Source organism: Moritella sp. 28, from assembly GCF_018219435.1.
Taxonomy (GTDB): Bacteria; Pseudomonadota; Gammaproteobacteria; order Enterobacterales; family Moritellaceae; genus Moritella.
Genome location: NZ_CP056121.1, coordinates 656909 through 674831 on the forward strand (window position 1 = coordinate 656909; position 17923 = coordinate 674831).

14 protein-coding genes are annotated in these 17923 nt (G+C 39.9%); 10 read left to right on the forward strand and 4 right to left on the reverse strand.

Features of this window, described 5'->3' with window-relative positions; all coding sequences use genetic code 11:
- Positions 1–37 precede the first annotated feature (37 nt).
- Entirely contained in the window at positions 38–985 is a 948-nt protein-coding gene (locus HWV02_RS03035) for a glycosyltransferase family 2 protein (protein WP_211689666.1), read from the forward strand.
- 306 nt (positions 986–1291) lie between these two features.
- On the opposite strand, the gene HWV02_RS03040 is transcribed toward HWV02_RS03035, so the two are convergent.
- Together HWV02_RS03040 and HWV02_RS03045 are read right to left on the reverse strand one after the other, a co-directional pair.
- Positions 1292–2053: a glycosyltransferase family 2 protein gene (locus HWV02_RS03040; protein WP_211689667.1), complete on the reverse strand. Its 762-nt coding sequence runs from the start codon at positions 2051–2053 to the stop codon at positions 1292–1294.
- Positions 2050–3933, reverse strand: coding sequence for a nucleoside-diphosphate sugar epimerase/dehydratase (locus HWV02_RS03045; RefSeq protein ID WP_211689668.1), 1884 nt, complete (start codon positions 3931–3933; stop codon positions 2050–2052). The genes HWV02_RS03040 and HWV02_RS03045 overlap by 4 nt, the downstream gene beginning before the upstream one ends.
- Before the next feature lie 178 nt (positions 3934–4111).
- Between HWV02_RS03045 and HWV02_RS03050 the strand changes: the two genes are divergently transcribed.
- From HWV02_RS03050 to HWV02_RS03070, 5 genes are all read left to right on the forward strand, one after another.
- Entirely contained in the window at positions 4112–5065 is a 954-nt protein-coding gene (locus HWV02_RS03050; RefSeq protein ID WP_211689669.1) for an SDR family oxidoreductase, read from the forward strand.
- 138 nt (positions 5066–5203) lie between these two features.
- Complete coding sequence (locus HWV02_RS03055) at positions 5204–5752, forward strand: sugar transferase (RefSeq protein WP_211678404.1); 549 nt, start codon at positions 5204–5206, stop codon at positions 5750–5752.
- 172 nt (positions 5753–5924) lie between these two features.
- Positions 5925–7595: an energy-dependent translational throttle protein EttA gene (gene ettA, locus HWV02_RS03060; protein ID WP_211675647.1), complete on the forward strand. Its 1671-nt coding sequence runs from the start codon at positions 5925–5927 to the stop codon at positions 7593–7595.
- A 267-nt stretch (positions 7596–7862) separates the two neighbouring features.
- Positions 7863–9494, forward strand: a complete 1632-nt coding sequence (locus tag HWV02_RS03065; RefSeq protein WP_211689670.1) for a GGDEF domain-containing protein — start codon at positions 7863–7865, stop codon at positions 9492–9494.
- Positions 9495–9722: 228 nt separating this feature from the next.
- Entirely contained in the window at positions 9723–12083 is a 2361-nt protein-coding gene (locus HWV02_RS03070) for a PilZ domain-containing protein (protein WP_211689671.1), read from the forward strand.
- Between the two features lie 89 nt (positions 12084–12172).
- Here HWV02_RS03070 and serB read toward each other — a convergent pair whose 3' ends face one another.
- Positions 12173–13324 carry a phosphoserine phosphatase SerB gene (serB, locus tag HWV02_RS03075; RefSeq protein WP_211689672.1) on the reverse strand — a complete coding sequence of 384 codons (1152 nt, stop codon included), beginning with the start codon at positions 13322–13324 and terminating at the stop codon, positions 12173–12175.
- Positions 13325–13426: 102 nt separating this feature from the next.
- Here serB and HWV02_RS03080 point away from each other — a divergent pair, with 102 nt between their 5' ends.
- From HWV02_RS03080 to HWV02_RS03090, 3 genes are read left to right on the forward strand one after another with little or no spacing between them, the layout of a single operon-like run.
- Positions 13427–14131 carry an AhpA/YtjB family protein gene (locus HWV02_RS03080; protein WP_211689673.1) on the forward strand — a complete coding sequence of 235 codons (705 nt, stop codon included), beginning with the start codon at positions 13427–13429 and terminating at the stop codon, positions 14129–14131.
- A gap of 4 nt (positions 14132–14135) precedes the next feature.
- Positions 14136–15602, forward strand: coding sequence for a UDP-N-acetylmuramate:L-alanyl-gamma-D-glutamyl-meso-diaminopimelate ligase (mpl, locus tag HWV02_RS03085; protein ID WP_211689674.1), 1467 nt, complete (start codon positions 14136–14138; stop codon positions 15600–15602).
- 56 nt (positions 15603–15658) lie between these two features.
- Positions 15659–16282, forward strand: coding sequence for a flavin prenyltransferase UbiX (locus tag HWV02_RS03090; protein WP_211674026.1), 624 nt, complete (start codon positions 15659–15661; stop codon positions 16280–16282).
- A gap of 57 nt (positions 16283–16339) precedes the next feature.
- Here HWV02_RS03090 and HWV02_RS03095 read toward each other — a convergent pair whose 3' ends face one another.
- Complete coding sequence (locus HWV02_RS03095; RefSeq protein ID WP_211678410.1) at positions 16340–16969, reverse strand: TetR/AcrR family transcriptional regulator; 630 nt, start codon at positions 16967–16969, stop codon at positions 16340–16342.
- Positions 16970–17285: 316 nt separating this feature from the next.
- Between HWV02_RS03095 and hpt the strand changes: the two genes are divergently transcribed.
- Positions 17286–17819 carry a hypoxanthine phosphoribosyltransferase gene (gene hpt, locus HWV02_RS03100; protein ID WP_211674028.1) on the forward strand — a complete coding sequence of 178 codons (534 nt, stop codon included), beginning with the start codon at positions 17286–17288 and terminating at the stop codon, positions 17817–17819.
- Positions 17820–17923 lie beyond the last annotated feature (104 nt).

Consider the following 17923-nt stretch of genomic DNA (forward strand, 5'->3'; position numbering starts at 1 on the left):
GTGTAATTCGATTATTTTCTAGCTAAAAAGGAAGTCAATGTTTAGTTATAGTGTGTTGATTTGTACGTATAATGGCGTTAGTTATATACAAGAACAGATAGATAGCATCTTAAACCAAAAAATAAAACCAGAGATGATTTACTTATCAGATGATAGTAAGGATTCTTTAACAATAAATGAGTGTATAAAAGCGTTTGATACGAATAAATATAGTGATTATGAGATAGTTAAGGGACCAGGCAAAGGAGCGGCTAAAAATTTTTTACACGGTATAAAATTCAATACATCTGATTTTTTGTTCTTAAGTGATCAAGATGATATTTGGGTCGAAAATAAAATAGCTAAGTTTCAAGAGGCAGTCGTTCTTACCCGTGAACCTCAGCTTTGGTACACTGACTCGCAAGTCATTGATGAGCAGGGAAATGTCATATCTGATAGTTTCTTTAGGTATCAAGGCCTCTCTGACAAAGTTTTCTTTGATGACTCTATTCTTTATAAGAATGCTGTTCAAGGTGCAACTTGCTGTATTAATAGAAGTCTTTGTGAACTTCTGACTCAGAGTCTCTCTGTTATAAATATCGATGATATTTTAATGCATGACTGGTGGTTAGCATTACTTGCAAAGTATTATGGGAAAGTATCATTTATTAATGAATCATTAATAAAATATCGGCAGCATGATATGAATGAGGTAGGTGCATCATCAAAAAGAAAAAACATACTAAAAATCGTTAAAAATCCAAGTCAATATTTGGAGGTGTTTTATCGTTTACAGAAACAGCACTTAGCACTTCTAAAGTTGTTCAAATATGTCCCTAGTAATCTGCAGCTAGAATATACTTTCAATTATAAATATTGTGGTTTCTTCAAACGGAGTTTAATACATTTCGTAGCGAAATATCATAAACACCCGTGTGATATAAGGGGTGAACTAGCTAAAGTAAACAAAGGTGAGCATAATGTATCGATTGAACACCAAAACTAATTAGGGCTCCACTCTCGTTCGTGCCTTACGGACCCCCGCAGCGAGCTCAATGCCTTTTAGATGTGTTCTTTTATCACGTAATAACCAATTTTTGTAATATTTCTATGTACCCTAAACACGCTATAAAGCGCTGTAGGTATAGCTCGTCTAAGTGTCTCGACTAGCGATAATTGTTCAGGGAATCACTTAAAGTTTGATAAGGTACATTATAACACCTCTAAGTTAGGTGGCTAAATTCACTGTACTACTACATAGATATTTTTAGTTATCATGAGACTCTTGAAATAGTCTAGCTACATATAGTAATTATTTATTATGTTTGTTATTTTTTATGAAATACTTAACAGTACTAAATAAGTAGTGTAAAAAATTAACAGACAAAATTTTTCTGTTTGTCATTTGTGCTGTATGAATTGCTTTGTAATGAGGGTAGTAGATAATGAAATCCCCCTTGTTGAAAGAACGTCTGCAAATATCAACATCTTCAAAATACATAAAATATTGCTCATCGAAGCCGTTCAGTTCTTTATATACTTCAAACTTAAATAATAAGAATGATCCCGCAGCCCAATCAATCACTGTTGGTTTATAAATAATTGATTTATTGTAATGATCGGTTCTTTTAATTCCAGCTAATGTTTTTATTGGGTTCATTAGGGTTGGAAATTGACGAATTGAGTTATCATATTCTGTCATTTCTTTATTTTTAAATAAATTAATTGTTGAGATCTTAGTATTATCTTTAGCAACTTGACTTAATAGTAAGTTGATATTCTCATTTGTTACCTCTACATCAGGGTTAAGGACTAGAAAGTGATCGTTGTTACTCATATTTAATGTAGTTTCAGCATATTTGAATACTTCATTATTATTGGCTCCAAACCCTTTTTTATCTGAACCTTGGAGCAAAATTATATCAGCTTTCTTACAGTACTCTTTTAATTCTTCAGTTGAGGGGGTGTTTGATTTTAGAATTACTTTATGCTCGGAAGCTAGTTCCCTCAAGGTTGGATTTTCACAAATCATTTTGTCGTGGTTATGATTTACCACTGAGATATACAGTGTCATTGCAGCTGTTCTCCTGTTGGTTTATAGCCCGTAGGCGCATCAAGCAAGATGCGTCGTATACAATCCACATCAAAGTTGTGACAACAAGTATCCAGTTGATTTATTAAGTTTTCCATATCTTCCCAATGCAGCTTATCTTCTTGTGCTGTCATTATTTTCGAATGACTTGTGCCCTCAACGTGCGCACCAATCAATAGCTCTTCATAAAGTTTCTCACCAGGTCTCAAACCTGTGAATCTAATCTCTATATCGCCACTTTCTTTTTCACCTTCGGCGTTAATGCGTTCTTTCATGCCCATTAAATGAATCATGCGTTTGGCTAAATCGAGAATTTTTACGGGCTCGCCCATATCCAGTACGAATACTTGACCATTTTTTCCCATTGCTCCGGCTTGAATAACCAGTTGTGCGGCTTCTGGTATTAACATGAAATAGCGAATAATATCCGGGTGAGTAACGGTAACTGGACCGCCTTTGCGAATTTGTTTTTTGAATAGCGGCACAACAGAGCCTGATGAATCAAGTACATTGCCAAAGCGCACCATGGTGAGCGTTGTATGGCTCTCTGTTTCTGCCAATGCTTGTAGTACTAGTTCTGCCATACGTTTACTTGCACCCATGATATTGGTGGGGCGTACGGCTTTGTCGGTAGAGATTAGCGTAAAGTTAGCCACTTTGCATTTTATAGCCGCTTGCGCTACGGCTAAGGTACCAAAGACATTATTGCGGATACCTTCAACAATGTTGTCTTCAACTAGTGGTACGTGTTTATAAGCTGCAGCATGATAAACGGTATTAATACTGTAGGCTTGCATTAGTTTTTCAACACGATTTTGACGTTGTACTGACCCAAGAGCTGGCACAAGCTGAGTTTCCATGTGCAAGTGTTCTTTTATACCTTCGAGCTCTTGATTAATTTTGTAAAGGTTGTATTCATTGAGCTCGAACATTAATAAAGTTTTTGGCTTTTGAGCTAGAACTTGACGACATAATTCAGAACCAATAGAACCGCCAGCACCCGTTACCATCACGTGTTGGTTTGTTATATTTTTCGACAATAATTCATGGTTAGGAGCAATGGGCGCACGACCCAGTAAATCTGCAACGTCTAAATCTCGTATTTCTGTTGCATGTGCTTTACCAGCTGCTATGTCTTCAATAGAGGGTACTGATAGCACCTCTATCGGCCAATGTGATAACTGTTCTACTAAACGTAATCGTTTGCCTTTATTAATGTTGTTTATTGCAAGTAATAATTTTTCAGGTGAATAGAGAGATTGTAACTGCTTAAATTCTGAACTGTGGTGTACTTTTAATCCATAAACGACTTGGCCAATCTTATTTTTATCATCATCTAAAATAGCGACAGGGTGGAAATCTTCGCCTTGAATCAGTGCATAAGCAAGATTGCGACCTGTTGCTCCAGCCCCGTAAATAAAAACATTTGGTTTTTGGCGTTTATAGTAGTGATAATAGAATGTTCTAATTAGAATGCGGGGGCCACCCAATGTTATAATTGCTAGGCCAGCATAAATAAAAGGGACGCTTCTCGGGATAAATGAGTGCAAGAAAAAACCGCTGATGGAGAGGGTAATTGCGGATATGAATACTGCAAAAAATATATTTCCGATTGCTGGTAGCATCATATACCTAAGAACCGCTCTATACATGCCTAACTTTACAAATACAGTAATAGTGGTGATAAGTGTTATGAGTAAGCTAGCTATTTCCTCGAGGTTAATTTCGAAAGCGGTTACACCTAGCCGAATCACTACCGCTATATAGAGAGAGAACGTAACTGCAAACATATCGTATATTAGGGTGATAATTCGTTTGTTTTTTCGTTCGGTGTTAAGTAGTTTTTGAATTGGTATAAACATGCTTAAATGCAGCTCTTTGATAGATTTAGAGTAACTTGCTCTTCGCTTTTTAAATGCGATATTTTAATATAGTCGGCACTATTCTAGTTTTCTTTAGTTTGTATAGCTAGTTTTATCGGAATAAGTGTGAATAATAAGCATATTTATAGAAGCTAGTATAAATACTATTGAGGGTGCGATGAAAGTTTTAGTGACTGGAAGTACGGGTTTTGTTGGTCAGCGCGTTCTAGAAATCGGCGCTGCTAAAGGGTGGGACTGCTTGGCTCAAGTCAGAAAAGGTACAGTGCGAGGGGAGGTTGTTAAAGAGGTCATGGTACCTTTTATTGATTCTTCTACGGATTGGTCTCATGCATTAAATGGCGTGGATTGCATAATTCATTGCGCAGCTCGTGTTCATCAAATGAAAGAGTCTGATGCTGAGGCGTTAGTTGCTTATAACGAAGTTAATACTTTAGGGACTCTACACTTAGCGCGTCAAGCTGCTGATTCGGGTGTAAAGCGATTCGTTTTTTTGAGTTCGATTAAAGTTAACGGTGAATTTACTGATGTCGGTGACCCTTTTTCAGTTAAAGTTAACCAGCCTCCAATAGACCCTTATGGTAAGAGCAAATTTGATGCAGAGGTCGGATTAAGGATAATCGCAGAAGAGACTGGTTTAGAGGTCGTGATAATTCGTCCCCCATTGGTTTATGGCCCTGGCGTTAAAGCAAACTTTCAATCAATGATGTCTTGGGTTACAAAGGGGGTTCCTTTACCTTTAGGGGCTATCAATAATAAACGTAGTTTAGTTTTTATTGATAACTTGGTCGATCTTATAGTAACGACTGTCATTCATCGTAATGCGGTGAATCGTACGTTTTTGGTTTCTGATGATCATGATGTGTCAACGACTCAGTTATTAAATGCAATTTCATTCGCGACGAGAAAGTCACCTCGTTTGTTACCTATTCCGATGTCATGGATTCAGTTTGTTGCAAAATTAGTCGGAAAACCGAAAATTGCGCAACGTATTTGTGGAAGTTTGCAAGTGGATATTAGTGATACTAAACAGGAATTAAACTGGATGCCTCCTATTTCTTTTGAAGAAGGCATTAAGCAAACTGTCGATAGTTTTGTTGGATCTGAAACGTAGGTTCAAATATTTAGTTCCTCGTTTTTATAATTATAAGGTGTTCAGCTCTTTGTTTTTGGGTTGTATACTTCACCGTCATTCTAGAATGTGAATCATAAGTACATTCTGGAGTTTGTGTATTTTTTGTAGGACATTGTTGTGATTAGAGTATTAGATTTTTTATTTGCATTTTTTGGTCTTCTTTTTTTATGGCCAGTATTATTAGTTGTATATATTGTTGGTTATTTTGATACTGGCTCTCCCGTATTTCTGCAAACTCGAGTAGGTAAAAATAAAAGACCATTTACGTTAATTAAATTCCGTACTATGCCTGTTGAAACAAAGTCGGTAGCGACTCATTTAGTGAGTGCTAGCTCCGTCACTAAGCTGGGTAGTTTTTTACGTAAAACAAAAATTGATGAATTGCCTCAATTAATTAATGTTGTAAAAGGTGAGATGAGTTTAGTTGGCCCACGCCCGAATTTGTTTAATCAAGAAGCGTTAATTAAAGCACGTGATGCATTAGGCGTTTACGATGTGCTGCCTGGGGTGACTGGCCTAGCTCAGGTGCAAAATATCGATATGTCTACCCCGCAATTACTTGCTAAAACAGATAAACAAATGATTGATACCTTAACCGTCAAAGACTACTTCAAGTATATCATCATGACAGCGACAGGCAGCGGTTCGGGTGATGCTGTCAAATAGCCTTCATTTATATATTGTTTAAATCCCAGAGACGTTATTTTGGGATTTTTATCGTAACGGCCATTGATGTCATTAAGTATGCTCAGGCTCGCATAGCTCTTTTTCTTGTATCAACTGCATCCAAGGTTTAAACTTATCCCACATTCCTTATTCCTTGTTAAAAGAGAACATAATGGCTGGTCCTCAGTTTATCTATTCGATGCACCGTGTTGGCAAAATTGTGCCACCGAAGCGTCAAATCCTTAAAGACATCTCGCTTAGTTTTTACCCTGGCGCTAAAATTGGCGTATTGGGTCTAAATGGCTCTGGTAAATCAAGCTTATTACGTATTATGGCTGGCGTAGATCAAGACTTCGAAGGTGAAGCGCGTCCATTAGCTGGTACTAAAATTGGTTACTTACCGCAAGAACCTGTACTGGATCTAGAAAAAACAGTACGTGAAGTCGTTGAAGAAGCGATTTCAGAACTTAAAGATGCAATGGCAGGTCTTGACCAAGTTTATGCTGATTATGCCGAACCAGATGCGGATTTTGATAAGTTAGCGAAGAAACAAGAAAAGTTTGAATCTATCATTCAAGCGCACGATGGTCACAACATCGAAAACCAACTAGAGCGTGCTGCAGATGCATTACGTTTACCTGAATGGGACACTAAAATTAAAGTCCTATCGGGTGGTGAACGTCGCCGTGTTGCTATCTGTCGTTTGTTATTAGAAAAACCAGACATGTTATTACTAGACGAACCAACCAACCACTTGGATGCTGAATCTGTAGCTTGGTTAGAGCGTTTCCTACATGATTATGAAGGTACTGTTGTTGCGATCACGCATGATAGATATTTCCTTGATAATGTAGCCGGTTGGATCTTAGAGCTTGACCGTGGTGAAGGTATTCCATGGGAAGGTAACTACTCTTCTTGGTTAGAGCAGAAAGATGCGCGTCTAGAACAAGAAGCATCGCAAGAAAGTGCACGCAAAAAATCGATTGAAAAAGAACTTGAATGGGTTCGTTCAAATCCAAAAGGTCGTCAAGCGAAAAGTAAAGCGCGTATGGCACGTTTTGAAGAGCTTAATCAATCAGATTATCAACGTCGTAACGAAACCAATGAACTGTTCATCCCACCGGGTGAGCGTTTAGGTGACAAAGTCATTGACGTTGAAAATCTAGGTAAAGCGTATGACGGTCGTGTATTAATTGATAACTTGTCATTCTCTATGCCAAAAGGCGCAATTGTTGGTATTATCGGTCCCAATGGTGCTGGTAAGTCAACATTATTCAAAATGCTAGATGGCAGCGAGTCTCCAGACTCTGGTTCGGTTTCAGTGGGTGAATCAGTAAAACTAGCAAGTGTAGATCAGTTCCGTGATCACATGAACGGTGATAATACTGTATGGCAGGAACTGTCAGATGGTTTAGATATTATCAAAGTTGGTAATACTGAAATGTCATCACGTGCTTACTGTAGTCGTTTTAACTTCAAAGGTACTGATCAGCAAAAACGTGTTGGTCAGCTGTCTGGTGGTGAACGTGGTCGTTTACACCTTGCTAAGCTTTTACAGTCTGGCGGTAACGTGATCCTACTGGATGAGCCAACCAATGACTTGGATATCGAGACACTACGTGCTCTTGAAGAAGCTATTCTCGAGTTCCCTGGTTGTGCGATGGTTATTTCCCATGACCGTTGGTTCCTTGATCGTATTGCGACGCATATCCTAGATTACCGTGATGAAGGTAAAGTGAACTTCTACGAAGGTAACTACACAGATTACGAAGCATGGTTGAAGAAAACCTTAGGGCCAGAAGCGGCACAACCACACCGTATTAAATACAAACGCATTAGTTAATTTTGCCGTCATTATTTGACTAAATAACGACAAATGTGAATTAAGAGTAAAAGCCTGTAATTATGATATTACGGGCTTTTTTTTGCTTGTTTTATTCACTACGTATAACGCCTTTATCTTTAAATTGCGATGAGGTGTGGTTATTGCTCTGATTTAGAATGGTAAATAAGTTGTTGTTCGTTAAGTGTTTGTGATGAAATTTTGATTTCGATTTAACAACTTGGCAGAATGACAACACAATATAGACAATGGATTTTTTTATTCCCTGTGACTTTAATTAGATATGCTATTTTTATCTCTCTCTCCTTATCTTTCAGTATTAGCGCTTTTACAGTGCGAGCTGAATATAAAACCGAGCATGTCCGTATTTTATTGCCGCCTACGTCGATAGTTCAATCTGCGGGTTACTATATGGCGCAGCATAAGGGATTTTTTAGTGCACAGGGCCTTAATGCGGACTTAATTTCGATGCGTTCTCGTCAATCAATCAGCAAAGCTGTCGATCAAGGAGAGGCCGAATACGGGGTGACGAATGCGGATGTATTAATTGCAAAAGCCAATGGCCGGGCACTCGTTGCCATAGCCGTCATATTTCAACATTCTCCGAGTGCTTTATTAGTATTAAAAGACAAAGGTATGAATAAGTTAGCCGATTTAAATGATAAACGGGTGCTATTATTACCTGAATTTAAAGATATTGAAGTGCTCAGTTTATTACGTAAACAGCATATTCATTCAATTAATATCTTATCCCCTTCGGTCGCACGTGATATTACGACGTTAGTGAACAATCAATTTGACGCCCTTAGCATTAATTTAACCAGCGGCCCCTATAACGCTGTACGTCAAGGGGTGGAACCGGTTATTTTCACACCGAAAAATTACGGTATCGATTTTTACAGTGGTTTTTTATTTACCAGCGTAACAGAAGCAAGCTTAAACCCCGAACGTGTTGCTGCAGTACGGACGGCGGTACTACAAGGATGGGAATACGCATTAACACATACCGAAGAAACGCTGGATGTATTGGTGGCGTTGAATCAACCGTTACCGTCGGCTGCTTTGGATGAATTACGTAATCAATTTAAATATCAGCTAATCATTATGCGGGATTATATTCTGCCTGATTTTGTGCCCTTGGGGTATATCAATCGTCAGCATCTTGTCGATATTCAACAGCAACTGATCGATCTTGATTTTATTTCACAAAGCAGTGATTTTAGCCAATTTATTTATACGCCGCCTCGCGCCAAAATAGACTGGCAAGTATGGGGCGTTTGGGTCAAGGTTATTGTCGCGGCGTTATTATTTAATGGTTTGTGGTTATTTTATTTGTTAATCATCAACCAAAGATTAAAACGCGAAGTACTGGAAAGAAGGCGTGCCGAGCAGCAGGTTCGGTATGCCGCCATGCATGATAACTTAACTGGGTTAGCAAACCGAGCGCAGCTGATGGAGACCCTTGAACATATTCTGCCGCTGGCTCAAAAAGGTAAGATCACCCCGGTATTATTGTTCATGGATCTGGATCGTTTTAAGCTAGTCAACGACCGCTATGGGCATGCGGCAGGAGATGAACTACTTATTGCCGCTGCGCAGCGTATGTCTCGTTTACTTGGCGGGCCAGGCGAATTATTAACGCGGTTAGGTGGAGATGAGTTTGTCGTTTTATTGCCAAATTCGAATCTCCGTTATGCTGGTCAGCTAAGTGAACAAATCGAACGTACTTTATTGCAATCATTTGCCTTATCTGTGTGTAATGTATCTATCGGCATTAGTATTGGTTATAGCGTTTATCACCACGATATGAGTGCTGATGAGCTATTAACAGGTGCTGATAACCAGATGTACGAAATAAAAAGTGAGCATCATCAAAAAAGAAAGCAAATAGTCTGTTAAGTGGCACTTATTTTGCTTGTTTCACGTTATTATCTATTACTTGACGCTTTGTACGTGTACTTAGTAGTAACGTGCAGATTTTTCCTGTAAATAACGATGGTCGTGTTTTCTATGTCATCTCATACTGATGTATTTAACCGTCGCTTATTTTAGCTGTACTTATTTTAGTCGTAAGTGTCTAGCCGTAATAGTTGTATTCATTTTCCAATTTAAGCAGTGATCGCCAGCATGGAATTATCTCATTACACCGACATAATTAAAAAATTAACGACCTTGTATCATGAACCTGATTTTAGTCTTTTGTTCGCACAGTTGACTGAAGGTGAAACGAACAGTAAACGTTTTTTGATCAAGATGGAGGTCAATCGCCTTTCTGCGCCCACACGACGGATCCTCGATTTTCGTCAACGTGGTGATAGTGGCGCGGTAGCGTATGAGTATGATGGTATTTTACATCACATTAATCCGGTCGAAATTAAGTTTTTAGAAACATTGTTAGCTCAGCACCAAGGTAATTATACGCTGGGTATTTATGAAGAAGTATTGGCTTTTCATCAACGTGAACGCAGTAAACCAGTAAATGAGCGCAATGTTATAAAGGTTGAACCCGCGGCTAAATTTGCGGTCGAACCGATTCAATATGCGTCTTATTTTGTGCGTGACGAAGAGCGTATGCACTACAGTTCAGCGATAAAAATTCGGTTTGGCGACCGTGTTATTGATGCCATGACCTCTGATTTATCCACCAGTGGCATTAAAGTTAAAGTGAATAAAAATCACGCCATTGTGACAGGCAGTTTAGTGAATGTGAACTTTTCGAGCTTACGTCAAGAATATGCTAACCATTTATTACGTGATTTTTTTGCTTATAAACTCATGGGCATCGATGAAGAAGAGAAGTTTGATTATTTACGTTTAATGCGGATTGACGAAAATAATGAATTAGATACCTTTATCAGTAAATTGATCGCGCAAAATAAAAGTAAATACAAAGTTAACGTCCGTTATCAAGAAGAGAATGTTGTTGTAAAAGGGTATGAACAGTTCTTTTTACCACGAATGTCAGGCTTACCTCTGTATATCTCGGGTGATGAACAGCCTGTATTAAGTCATTTGTTATTGAATGAAAATAATCGTGGTGTATACGATTATTGGATCAATGAAGAATCTAAAAGTCAGCTTGAAGCATGTTGGCAGACAGATTGGATGCAAGGACTATTACAGACCAAGGAAAGTATCGAAACGACCATTTACAGTTTTTATTATACGCAGAATGGGCGCCTGTACTTTTACGCAGCCGACGCGATTAGTTTGGCTAAGTCAGGTTTGAAAGCCTTGTTTTTGTCTTTTGCTTGTCAACGACCTAATTTCAGAGCATTTAAATTTTCATTATACCCGTCAGCATTTGATGAAAAGAAACATTTACTGGAAGCAGAATGTCACCAACAGCCGATAGGGTCGACAATGCTCGCGGCATTACAAGATATTCGTTGGGTTGGGTTGCTGCAAGATATTACCAATGAAAATATTCTGAATGATTATAAAGCGTATGCGCAGCACAGCAGTGATTTTAACCTGCTGCATCAATATCGTTTACCGGCTGCGGATCAACGCGCGATATTAGCCCAGTTTAAATTTGTACAACTACGTAAAGAAGCCCGATTCAGTTACAAAACGGCGATTGTAGTGAATCATACCGAACGTAGTATCAAAGGTTGGAGTAATGATTTTTCGACTGAAGGATTACAGATCGAATTAGAATCGCCGTTGGATGTGCAGATCGGTCATCGCGTTTACCTTGAACTGCCGATGTTACAAAAACTGTCGAAGAAAGTAGCGCTTGTCAATTTACCTTACAGTGTTGTTGGCTGTAATAAAGCGAAAACAATTCTACACTTGCAGATTGTCGGTGATAAAGAGGCACATATTGGCTGTAAGTTCTTTAGTTTGTTGATCAGTAGCAATAAAGGCAAGTTAAAAAGTACTCCAGAGCCAACGCAATCACCAGGTGTCACCGCGGTATTACGAAATATGTATTGTCAGCATTTAGCGACCATGCCCTTGTATATTCATAAGGTAAACACGAGTTACCAGATGGACAGGATAGGCATTAGCCCGAACGAAAATAGTTTAGCACCGCTGTTTGAATATTTTGGGCAAGCTGAATCCCGCTACAATCTGTACCCTCTGTTATCAGATAATAATATTAAACAGGTTTTCGATGATGCATTAGCCGGGTTAGAACCCACTTATCGCCCTTGGCAGCAGGTGCTTTATATTACGATCGCAACCAGTGATTCGGTAGTCACAACGCGATTTGAAAAAGATTTTAGTGATGAGCATGAACGCCGTCAGTTCATTACCCATAGTTTACAAAAAGGCGCTTTCTTTGCGATCCAAGTGATGCTGTCTCGTACTGGGCGGCCGGATATGGAATACATTGAAAAAGAACTTAACTACGTTAGCCATTATGCGATACACAGAGCACAAAAGCTTGAAGACGAATTATGGCGTGTACGTGGAGTGGTGGATCTGATTGATGTGTCTGATGAGTTGTTATATAGACTCGGCCTACGCCGCATGCGTTAATGAGCACTGATCTATTTGTTGTTCGTCTATTGATTAATAGAGTCCACGTAAAAACCGCTAACGTGGACGCCTATTTGCTTTAGATTAGGTTACGACCAGCTCGCGTCCACACAGTTCGCTGCGTGTAGCAGTCCGACTAACCCTTCCAGATCATGATGATTTAATGCCACTTGCGCTTGCTGTTGAACAATAGGTTTAGCATGAATAGCCACACCGAGAGCCGCACTTTTCAACATGATTAAATCATTAGCGCCATCACCAATCGCGACTGTTTGCTGCGGAGCAATCTGATATTCCTGTGCGAGTGCTTGCAGGGTATCGGCTTTCACCTGAGCATCAACAATATCGCCAATAATCTGACCCGTTAAGATGCCATCGACGATTTCGAGTTCATTGGCATAAACAGCATCAAATCCTAAATCATCTTGTAGACGCTTAGCAAAGTAAGTAAAACCGCCTGACGCGATTGCTACTTTCCAGTTTGCTTGGTGCAAGGTGGCAATCAATAACTCTAAACCGGGCATTAGCGGCATGGCATCGGCAACTTGAGTTAATACGGCTTCCGGACAGTTGGTTAGCGTCGCTACGCGCGAACGTAGGCTTTCAGAAAAATCTAATTCACCATTCATGGCGCTTGCCGTTACGGCTGCGACTTGTTCACCGACGCCTGCAAGTTTGGCTATTTCATCGATACATTCAATTTGAATCGTCGTTGAATCCATATCCATTAATACCACCCCAGGTTGCTTTAAACTCGGTAGTGTCTGGCTTAATGCATAATCAACATGGTAATCATTACGCCAGCTTGCTAACGTATCTTTAAATTGCAGCTGTAGTTCATCTGATAACGTGGTAAAGCCTAAAACAATAATGTCACCTTGATTGGCTGGTGCTGCGCGTTGCGTGTCGGTTAATGCGTTATTGTTTAATGCGTTATTGTTTAATGCATAGTTCGCTGGTGGATATAGGATAATATCGCCAGAGTCTTGCATTGACAGCTGCAGTTGACTCAATGCTGACAGTAGGTTTAGCAGCGCGTCACTTGTTATACTTGGTGCGATTAAAGTGAGATAATAGTGACTACTGTTATTACTACTATTTGTTGGCAGTTCTTGCGCCGAAATATTAAATTGACCCTGACAATAAGTGACATGTTTTATTTCAGTGCTTTGCAAGGTTAACAATTGTGGCCATGCTATTGGCGGAGTATTACTAAATAAAGTCTCAGCGAGTTGAGTCATTTTGCTACTAATCCTTGTAATCGATAGGTTACTGCTAGCAAAGATAACGTATTCGACTTAAAATTGCGATTCGTAATTACGGTATTCAGAAAGGAGCTCGTTGTGGTTAAAGGTAAGAATAATGACAATCCTGTAAATACAGAGCTGGTTCCGCATGAGCCACATTTAGCGACAAACCAGACGAGCAAGTATAATCAAGATGGTAAATCTAATGGCCGTAATAAGTTCTTAAAGCGTCAAACTTCATTATTGATTGCGTTAAGTCTTAGCTCACTCTTCATTTTTATTGCGATCTCGTTATATAACAATGTCACGGCCTCTCGCTATCACCAGGTTGATATGTTGGTGCATTCATTACTGGATTATCCGACAAAAATGGCGGCTAACTTGATTGTTACCCGTGAGTCTAGCGATCTTAATACCCGCGTTAACAGTAAAAAACAGCTACAACAGCTGGTGGATGAAGTCAGCGAAAATCAGTATGTCACTAGCCTGCATATTTTTGCTGAAGATGGTAAGTTATTAAGTTCTTCTCAAGAAGACTATATGGCCGAATTACTGGCTAAAAAACAATATATAGCACCCAAGGGGGTGCGTGTTTATCTCAAACCGATATTGGCAGACAACAAACCTGTGGGTTTTTTACAGTTGCATTTTAGTTATCAACAAATGCTTAAAACCTTCACTATTTTCCAGTTTGACGCCACTAAGTCTATTTTAATCTTGTTTTTATTGTTATTGCTGTTTGGTGTCATGATCGGTGTGACGATCAACCGCGTTCATCATAAGTTTCGTTCAAAAGGGTAATCAAATGTCTAAACATATACATATTCTGGGTATTTGTGGCACGTTCATGGGTGGTATTGCAGTACTGGCTAAACAGCTAGGTTATAAAGTCACGGGCTCAGATGCCAATGTGTACCCGCCAATGAGCACCCAACTAGAAGATCAAGGTATCGAGCTTATCGAAGGTTACGACCCGAGTCAGCTTGATCCTGCGCCAGACATGGTGATTGTAGGTAATGCTATGTCACGTGGAAATCCTTGTGTCGAATACATGTTAGACCGAAAGCTCGCTTATACTTCAGGGCCACAGTGGCTGTCTGAACATTTATTACAACACCGTTATGTGATTGCAGCTTCGGGGACCCATGGTAAAACGACTACAGCGGCTATGGTTGCATGGATCTTAGAATATGCGGGACTCGAACCGGGTTTCTTAATTGGCGGCGTACCACAGAACTTCACTGAATCAGCACGCTTAGGTGGTGGCTATTTCTTTGTCATTGAAGCGGATGAATACGATACCGCCTTTTTCGATAAACGTTCTAAGTTTGTACATTACCAACCAAATACGCTGATCATGAATAACCTTGAATATGACCATGCCGATATTTTTCCTGACTTAGCGGCGATCCAACGTCAATTTCATCACGTAGTCAGAACCGTCCCTAGTAATGGCCTGATCTTAATGCCAGAGAATGTACCAGCATTGGATGACGTGATACAACAAGGTTGCTGGACGCCTGTGCAATCTTTATGTTTAGAGAATAAAACTCAGGGGTCTGAAAATAAAGCATTAGGCGCTGAAGGCAGCCATTGGCAAGCGAAGAAATTACGTGAAGATGCCAGCCAATTTGAAGTTTACTGCCAAGGTGAGTTAGCTGGTGTGGTTAAGTGGAACTTGATTGGCGATCATAATTTACAAAATGGCATGATGGCGATCGCAGCTGCGCATTATGCAGGCGTTGAGTTAAACCAAGCCATTGCAGGACTAGGGGCGTTTAAAACCCCGAAACGCCGCATGGAAATTAAAGGTGAAGTGCAGGGTATCCGCGTTTATGATGATTTTGCGCACCACCCGACGGCGATCGCCACGACATTAGCAGGATTACGCGCTGCTGTCGGTAGTGAACGAATCATTGCCGTATTAGAGCCGCGTTCAAACACCATGCGCATGGGCACGCATCAACAAGCATTAGCACAATCATTAATGCAGGCTGATGATGTGTTGTTATATCAACCCGAAGGTTTAGATTGGAATCTACAACCGGTTGCTGATGAGCTATGTGCTACTCATGGTTCGGGGGCGATCAATGCGTCAGGTATAGATAATCGTCATAAAGCAGCTATTCATCAGTACATTGATGGGTTGATCGCTGAGATCACAACGCGGGCGAAAGCACAGGCAGGTCCTTGCCATGTACTAATTATGAGTAATGGTGGCTTTGCGGGTATTCATGATAAATTGTTAGCTAAATTAGAAGTTAAATCATAATTAGACAAATGAACACTTGAAAATGATGAAATATATGAAGAAAGGCGATGACTACCATGCAAACTAAAACGGCTGAATTTAGCAAACGCATTACCTTAGGGGTTAGTGGTGCGTCAGGCTCACAATATGCTATACGTTTATTGGAATTATTATTAGCGGCAGATGTACAAGTACATTTACTGATGTCGGATGCGGCTAAAGTAGTCATGGCAACCGAAACTGATGAAAAATGGCCAGCAGACAATAAAGCATTACAGCTGTTTTTAACCGATAAATATCAAGCGAAAGCAGGGCAGTTATTGGTGCCAAGCAATAAAGATTGGTTCTCGCCAGTTGCCTCTGGTTCAGGTGCACCAAAACAAATGGTTATTTGTCCGTGTAGTATGGGGACCGTTGCTGCCGTGGCGCAAGGCATGTCGACTAACTTATTACACCGTGCTGCTGATGTGGTATTAAAAGAACGTGGTCAACTGGTATTGATCCCGCGTGAAACACCGCTATCACCGATCCATTTAGAAAATATGCTGAAGTTGTCACGCCTTGGGGTCACCATCATGCCTGCCGCACCGGGTTTTTACCGAAAACCAAAAACGCTTGATGATCTTATTGATTTGATGGTCGCACGTATTCTTGACCACTTGGACGTTGACCAGTCTATTTATGCGGGATGGGGACGTTAAGCGTTAGATATCGATCCCCTCCCTTGACCGTAAGGGGAGGGGGAATTCGTGCTCGCGTTAAGCTTTCGCTAATGCTGACGTTACATACTTTTCTAAAAACTCAATAATCCTTTTTTTATCCATGGCTTGAGGTTGATTCACTAATTGTAAGATCATATAACCTTGGTTGGATAGACTGCGGGCAAATTCAGTGGTGGTTAAATAGGTATTTATTTCACCCGATGCGATAGCAGGTTCTATCTTGTTGCTGATAATGGCGATGTTGTTATCGAGTAGCGCCAGATAACGCGGCCAAGTATCTTCTCGAATAGAGGAACTCCATTCTAACCAAATGTAAGTGAACTGTGGATTATTGATGGCGGCGTCAACAAAATCGGCTAAATAGTCATGAATGGCTTGGTGCGCGCTTTTACTTGGTTGCCCTGCAAGGTCAATAAAGTTCTTACGTACCATGTGGCTAAAGAAGTCTTCAATTTGTATTAATACACTGTCTACCAGTTGTTCTCTGCTGCTGAAATAGTTAAATACAGTGGCGACGGACACCTGTGCTAACTCTGCTATTTCTGCGTGACCAGCACGGCCAAGACCGCGTTTAGAGAATACTTCTATCGCACACTGCATTAATTGTTCGCGACGAGCTTCGGGAGAGAGACGGGTACGCCGTCTGGTTACTGCAGGCATTTCCATATGTTGCATCCAAGTATAATAATCAAATGTTAATTTATTGTTAATGTTATCATTAGGCCTACACCGAGTTCAACCGTGACGTGCAACTAATCTCGTTTCTTAGTGATAATAACTCGTATTTAATCATCACAATCTCAGTGGTTTTTAATGAAATTATTTCGACTATTGCCATTAGGCTGTTAAACTGTGCGCAATTTTTAGATATCAACGTTGAGAATCGTTATTTTTGAGGTTGTATATTTTAGACATACATTTTTAGAGAGCGGTATTTATCGGTTATTTGCTGGTGGTGCTGGGATCGTTTGGAGAAATTACCATGAAACACACTGTTGAAGTGATGATCACTGAAGCTGACGTGCAAGCCAAAGTAAAAGAGTTAGCGGCACAAATTGAAACGCATTATAAAGATACTGAAACGCTAATCATTGTTTGCTTATTACGTGGTTCAGTTATTTATATGTCGGATCTGTGTCGTCATATTAATTTACCGATTGAGTTAGACTTCATGACAGCATCAAGCTACGGTAATTCAATGGAAAGTAACCGTGATGTACGTATCTTAAAAGACTTAGATAGCGACATTAAAGGTAAAGATGTACTTATCGTTGAAGACATCATTGATACTGGTTTCACACTGAGCAAAATCAAAACGATGTTAGAACTGCGTGATCCTAAATCAATCACTATTACGACACTATTAGACAAACCGTCTCGTCGTGAAGTAACGGTACCGGTTGATTGGGTTGGTTTTGAGATCCCTGACGAGTTCGTGGTTGGTTATGGTATCGATTACGGTCAAAAATACCGTAACTTACCTTACGTAGGTAAAGTTGTACCGTTAGAAGGTTAAGTTTTACTTAATCTGTTCGAGTCGTTTAAAGCCGTTCAGCCGCAATAGCTGATCTTACTTTAAACGACCCGTTTTTATTATTGCCTTTGGTAGACTTCAGTCTT

What these genes read in the sequence shown, in the direction of transcription:
- ettA (WP_211675647.1), top strand. Translation starts at nt 5,925, where the DNA reads ATGGCTGGTCCTCAGTTTATCTATTCGATGCACCGTGTTGGCAAAATT.
- HWV02_RS03090 (WP_211674026.1), top strand. Translation starts at nt 15,659, where the DNA reads ATGCAAACTAAAACGGCTGAATTTAGCAAACGCATTACCTTAGGGGTT.
- HWV02_RS03095 (WP_211678410.1), bottom strand. Translation starts at nt 16,969, where the DNA reads ATGGAAATGCCTGCAGTAACCAGACGGCGTACCCGTCTCTCTCCCGAA.
- HWV02_RS03040 (WP_211689667.1), bottom strand. Translation starts at nt 2,053, where the DNA reads ATGACACTGTATATCTCAGTGGTAAATCATAACCACGACAAAATGATT.
- HWV02_RS03070 (WP_211689671.1), top strand. Translation starts at nt 9,723, where the DNA reads ATGGAATTATCTCATTACACCGACATAATTAAAAAATTAACGACCTTG.
- HWV02_RS03050 (WP_211689669.1), top strand. Translation starts at nt 4,112, where the DNA reads ATGAAAGTTTTAGTGACTGGAAGTACGGGTTTTGTTGGTCAGCGCGTT.
- HWV02_RS03035 (WP_211689666.1), top strand. Translation starts at nt 38, where the DNA reads ATGTTTAGTTATAGTGTGTTGATTTGTACGTATAATGGCGTTAGTTAT.
- serB (WP_211689672.1), bottom strand. Translation starts at nt 13,324, where the DNA reads ATGACTCAACTCGCTGAGACTTTATTTAGTAATACTCCGCCAATAGCA.
- HWV02_RS03045 (WP_211689668.1), bottom strand. Translation starts at nt 3,933, where the DNA reads ATGTTTATACCAATTCAAAAACTACTTAACACCGAACGAAAAAACAAA.
- mpl (WP_211689674.1), top strand. Translation starts at nt 14,136, where the DNA reads ATGTCTAAACATATACATATTCTGGGTATTTGTGGCACGTTCATGGGT.
- hpt (WP_211674028.1), top strand. Translation starts at nt 17,286, where the DNA reads ATGAAACACACTGTTGAAGTGATGATCACTGAAGCTGACGTGCAAGCC.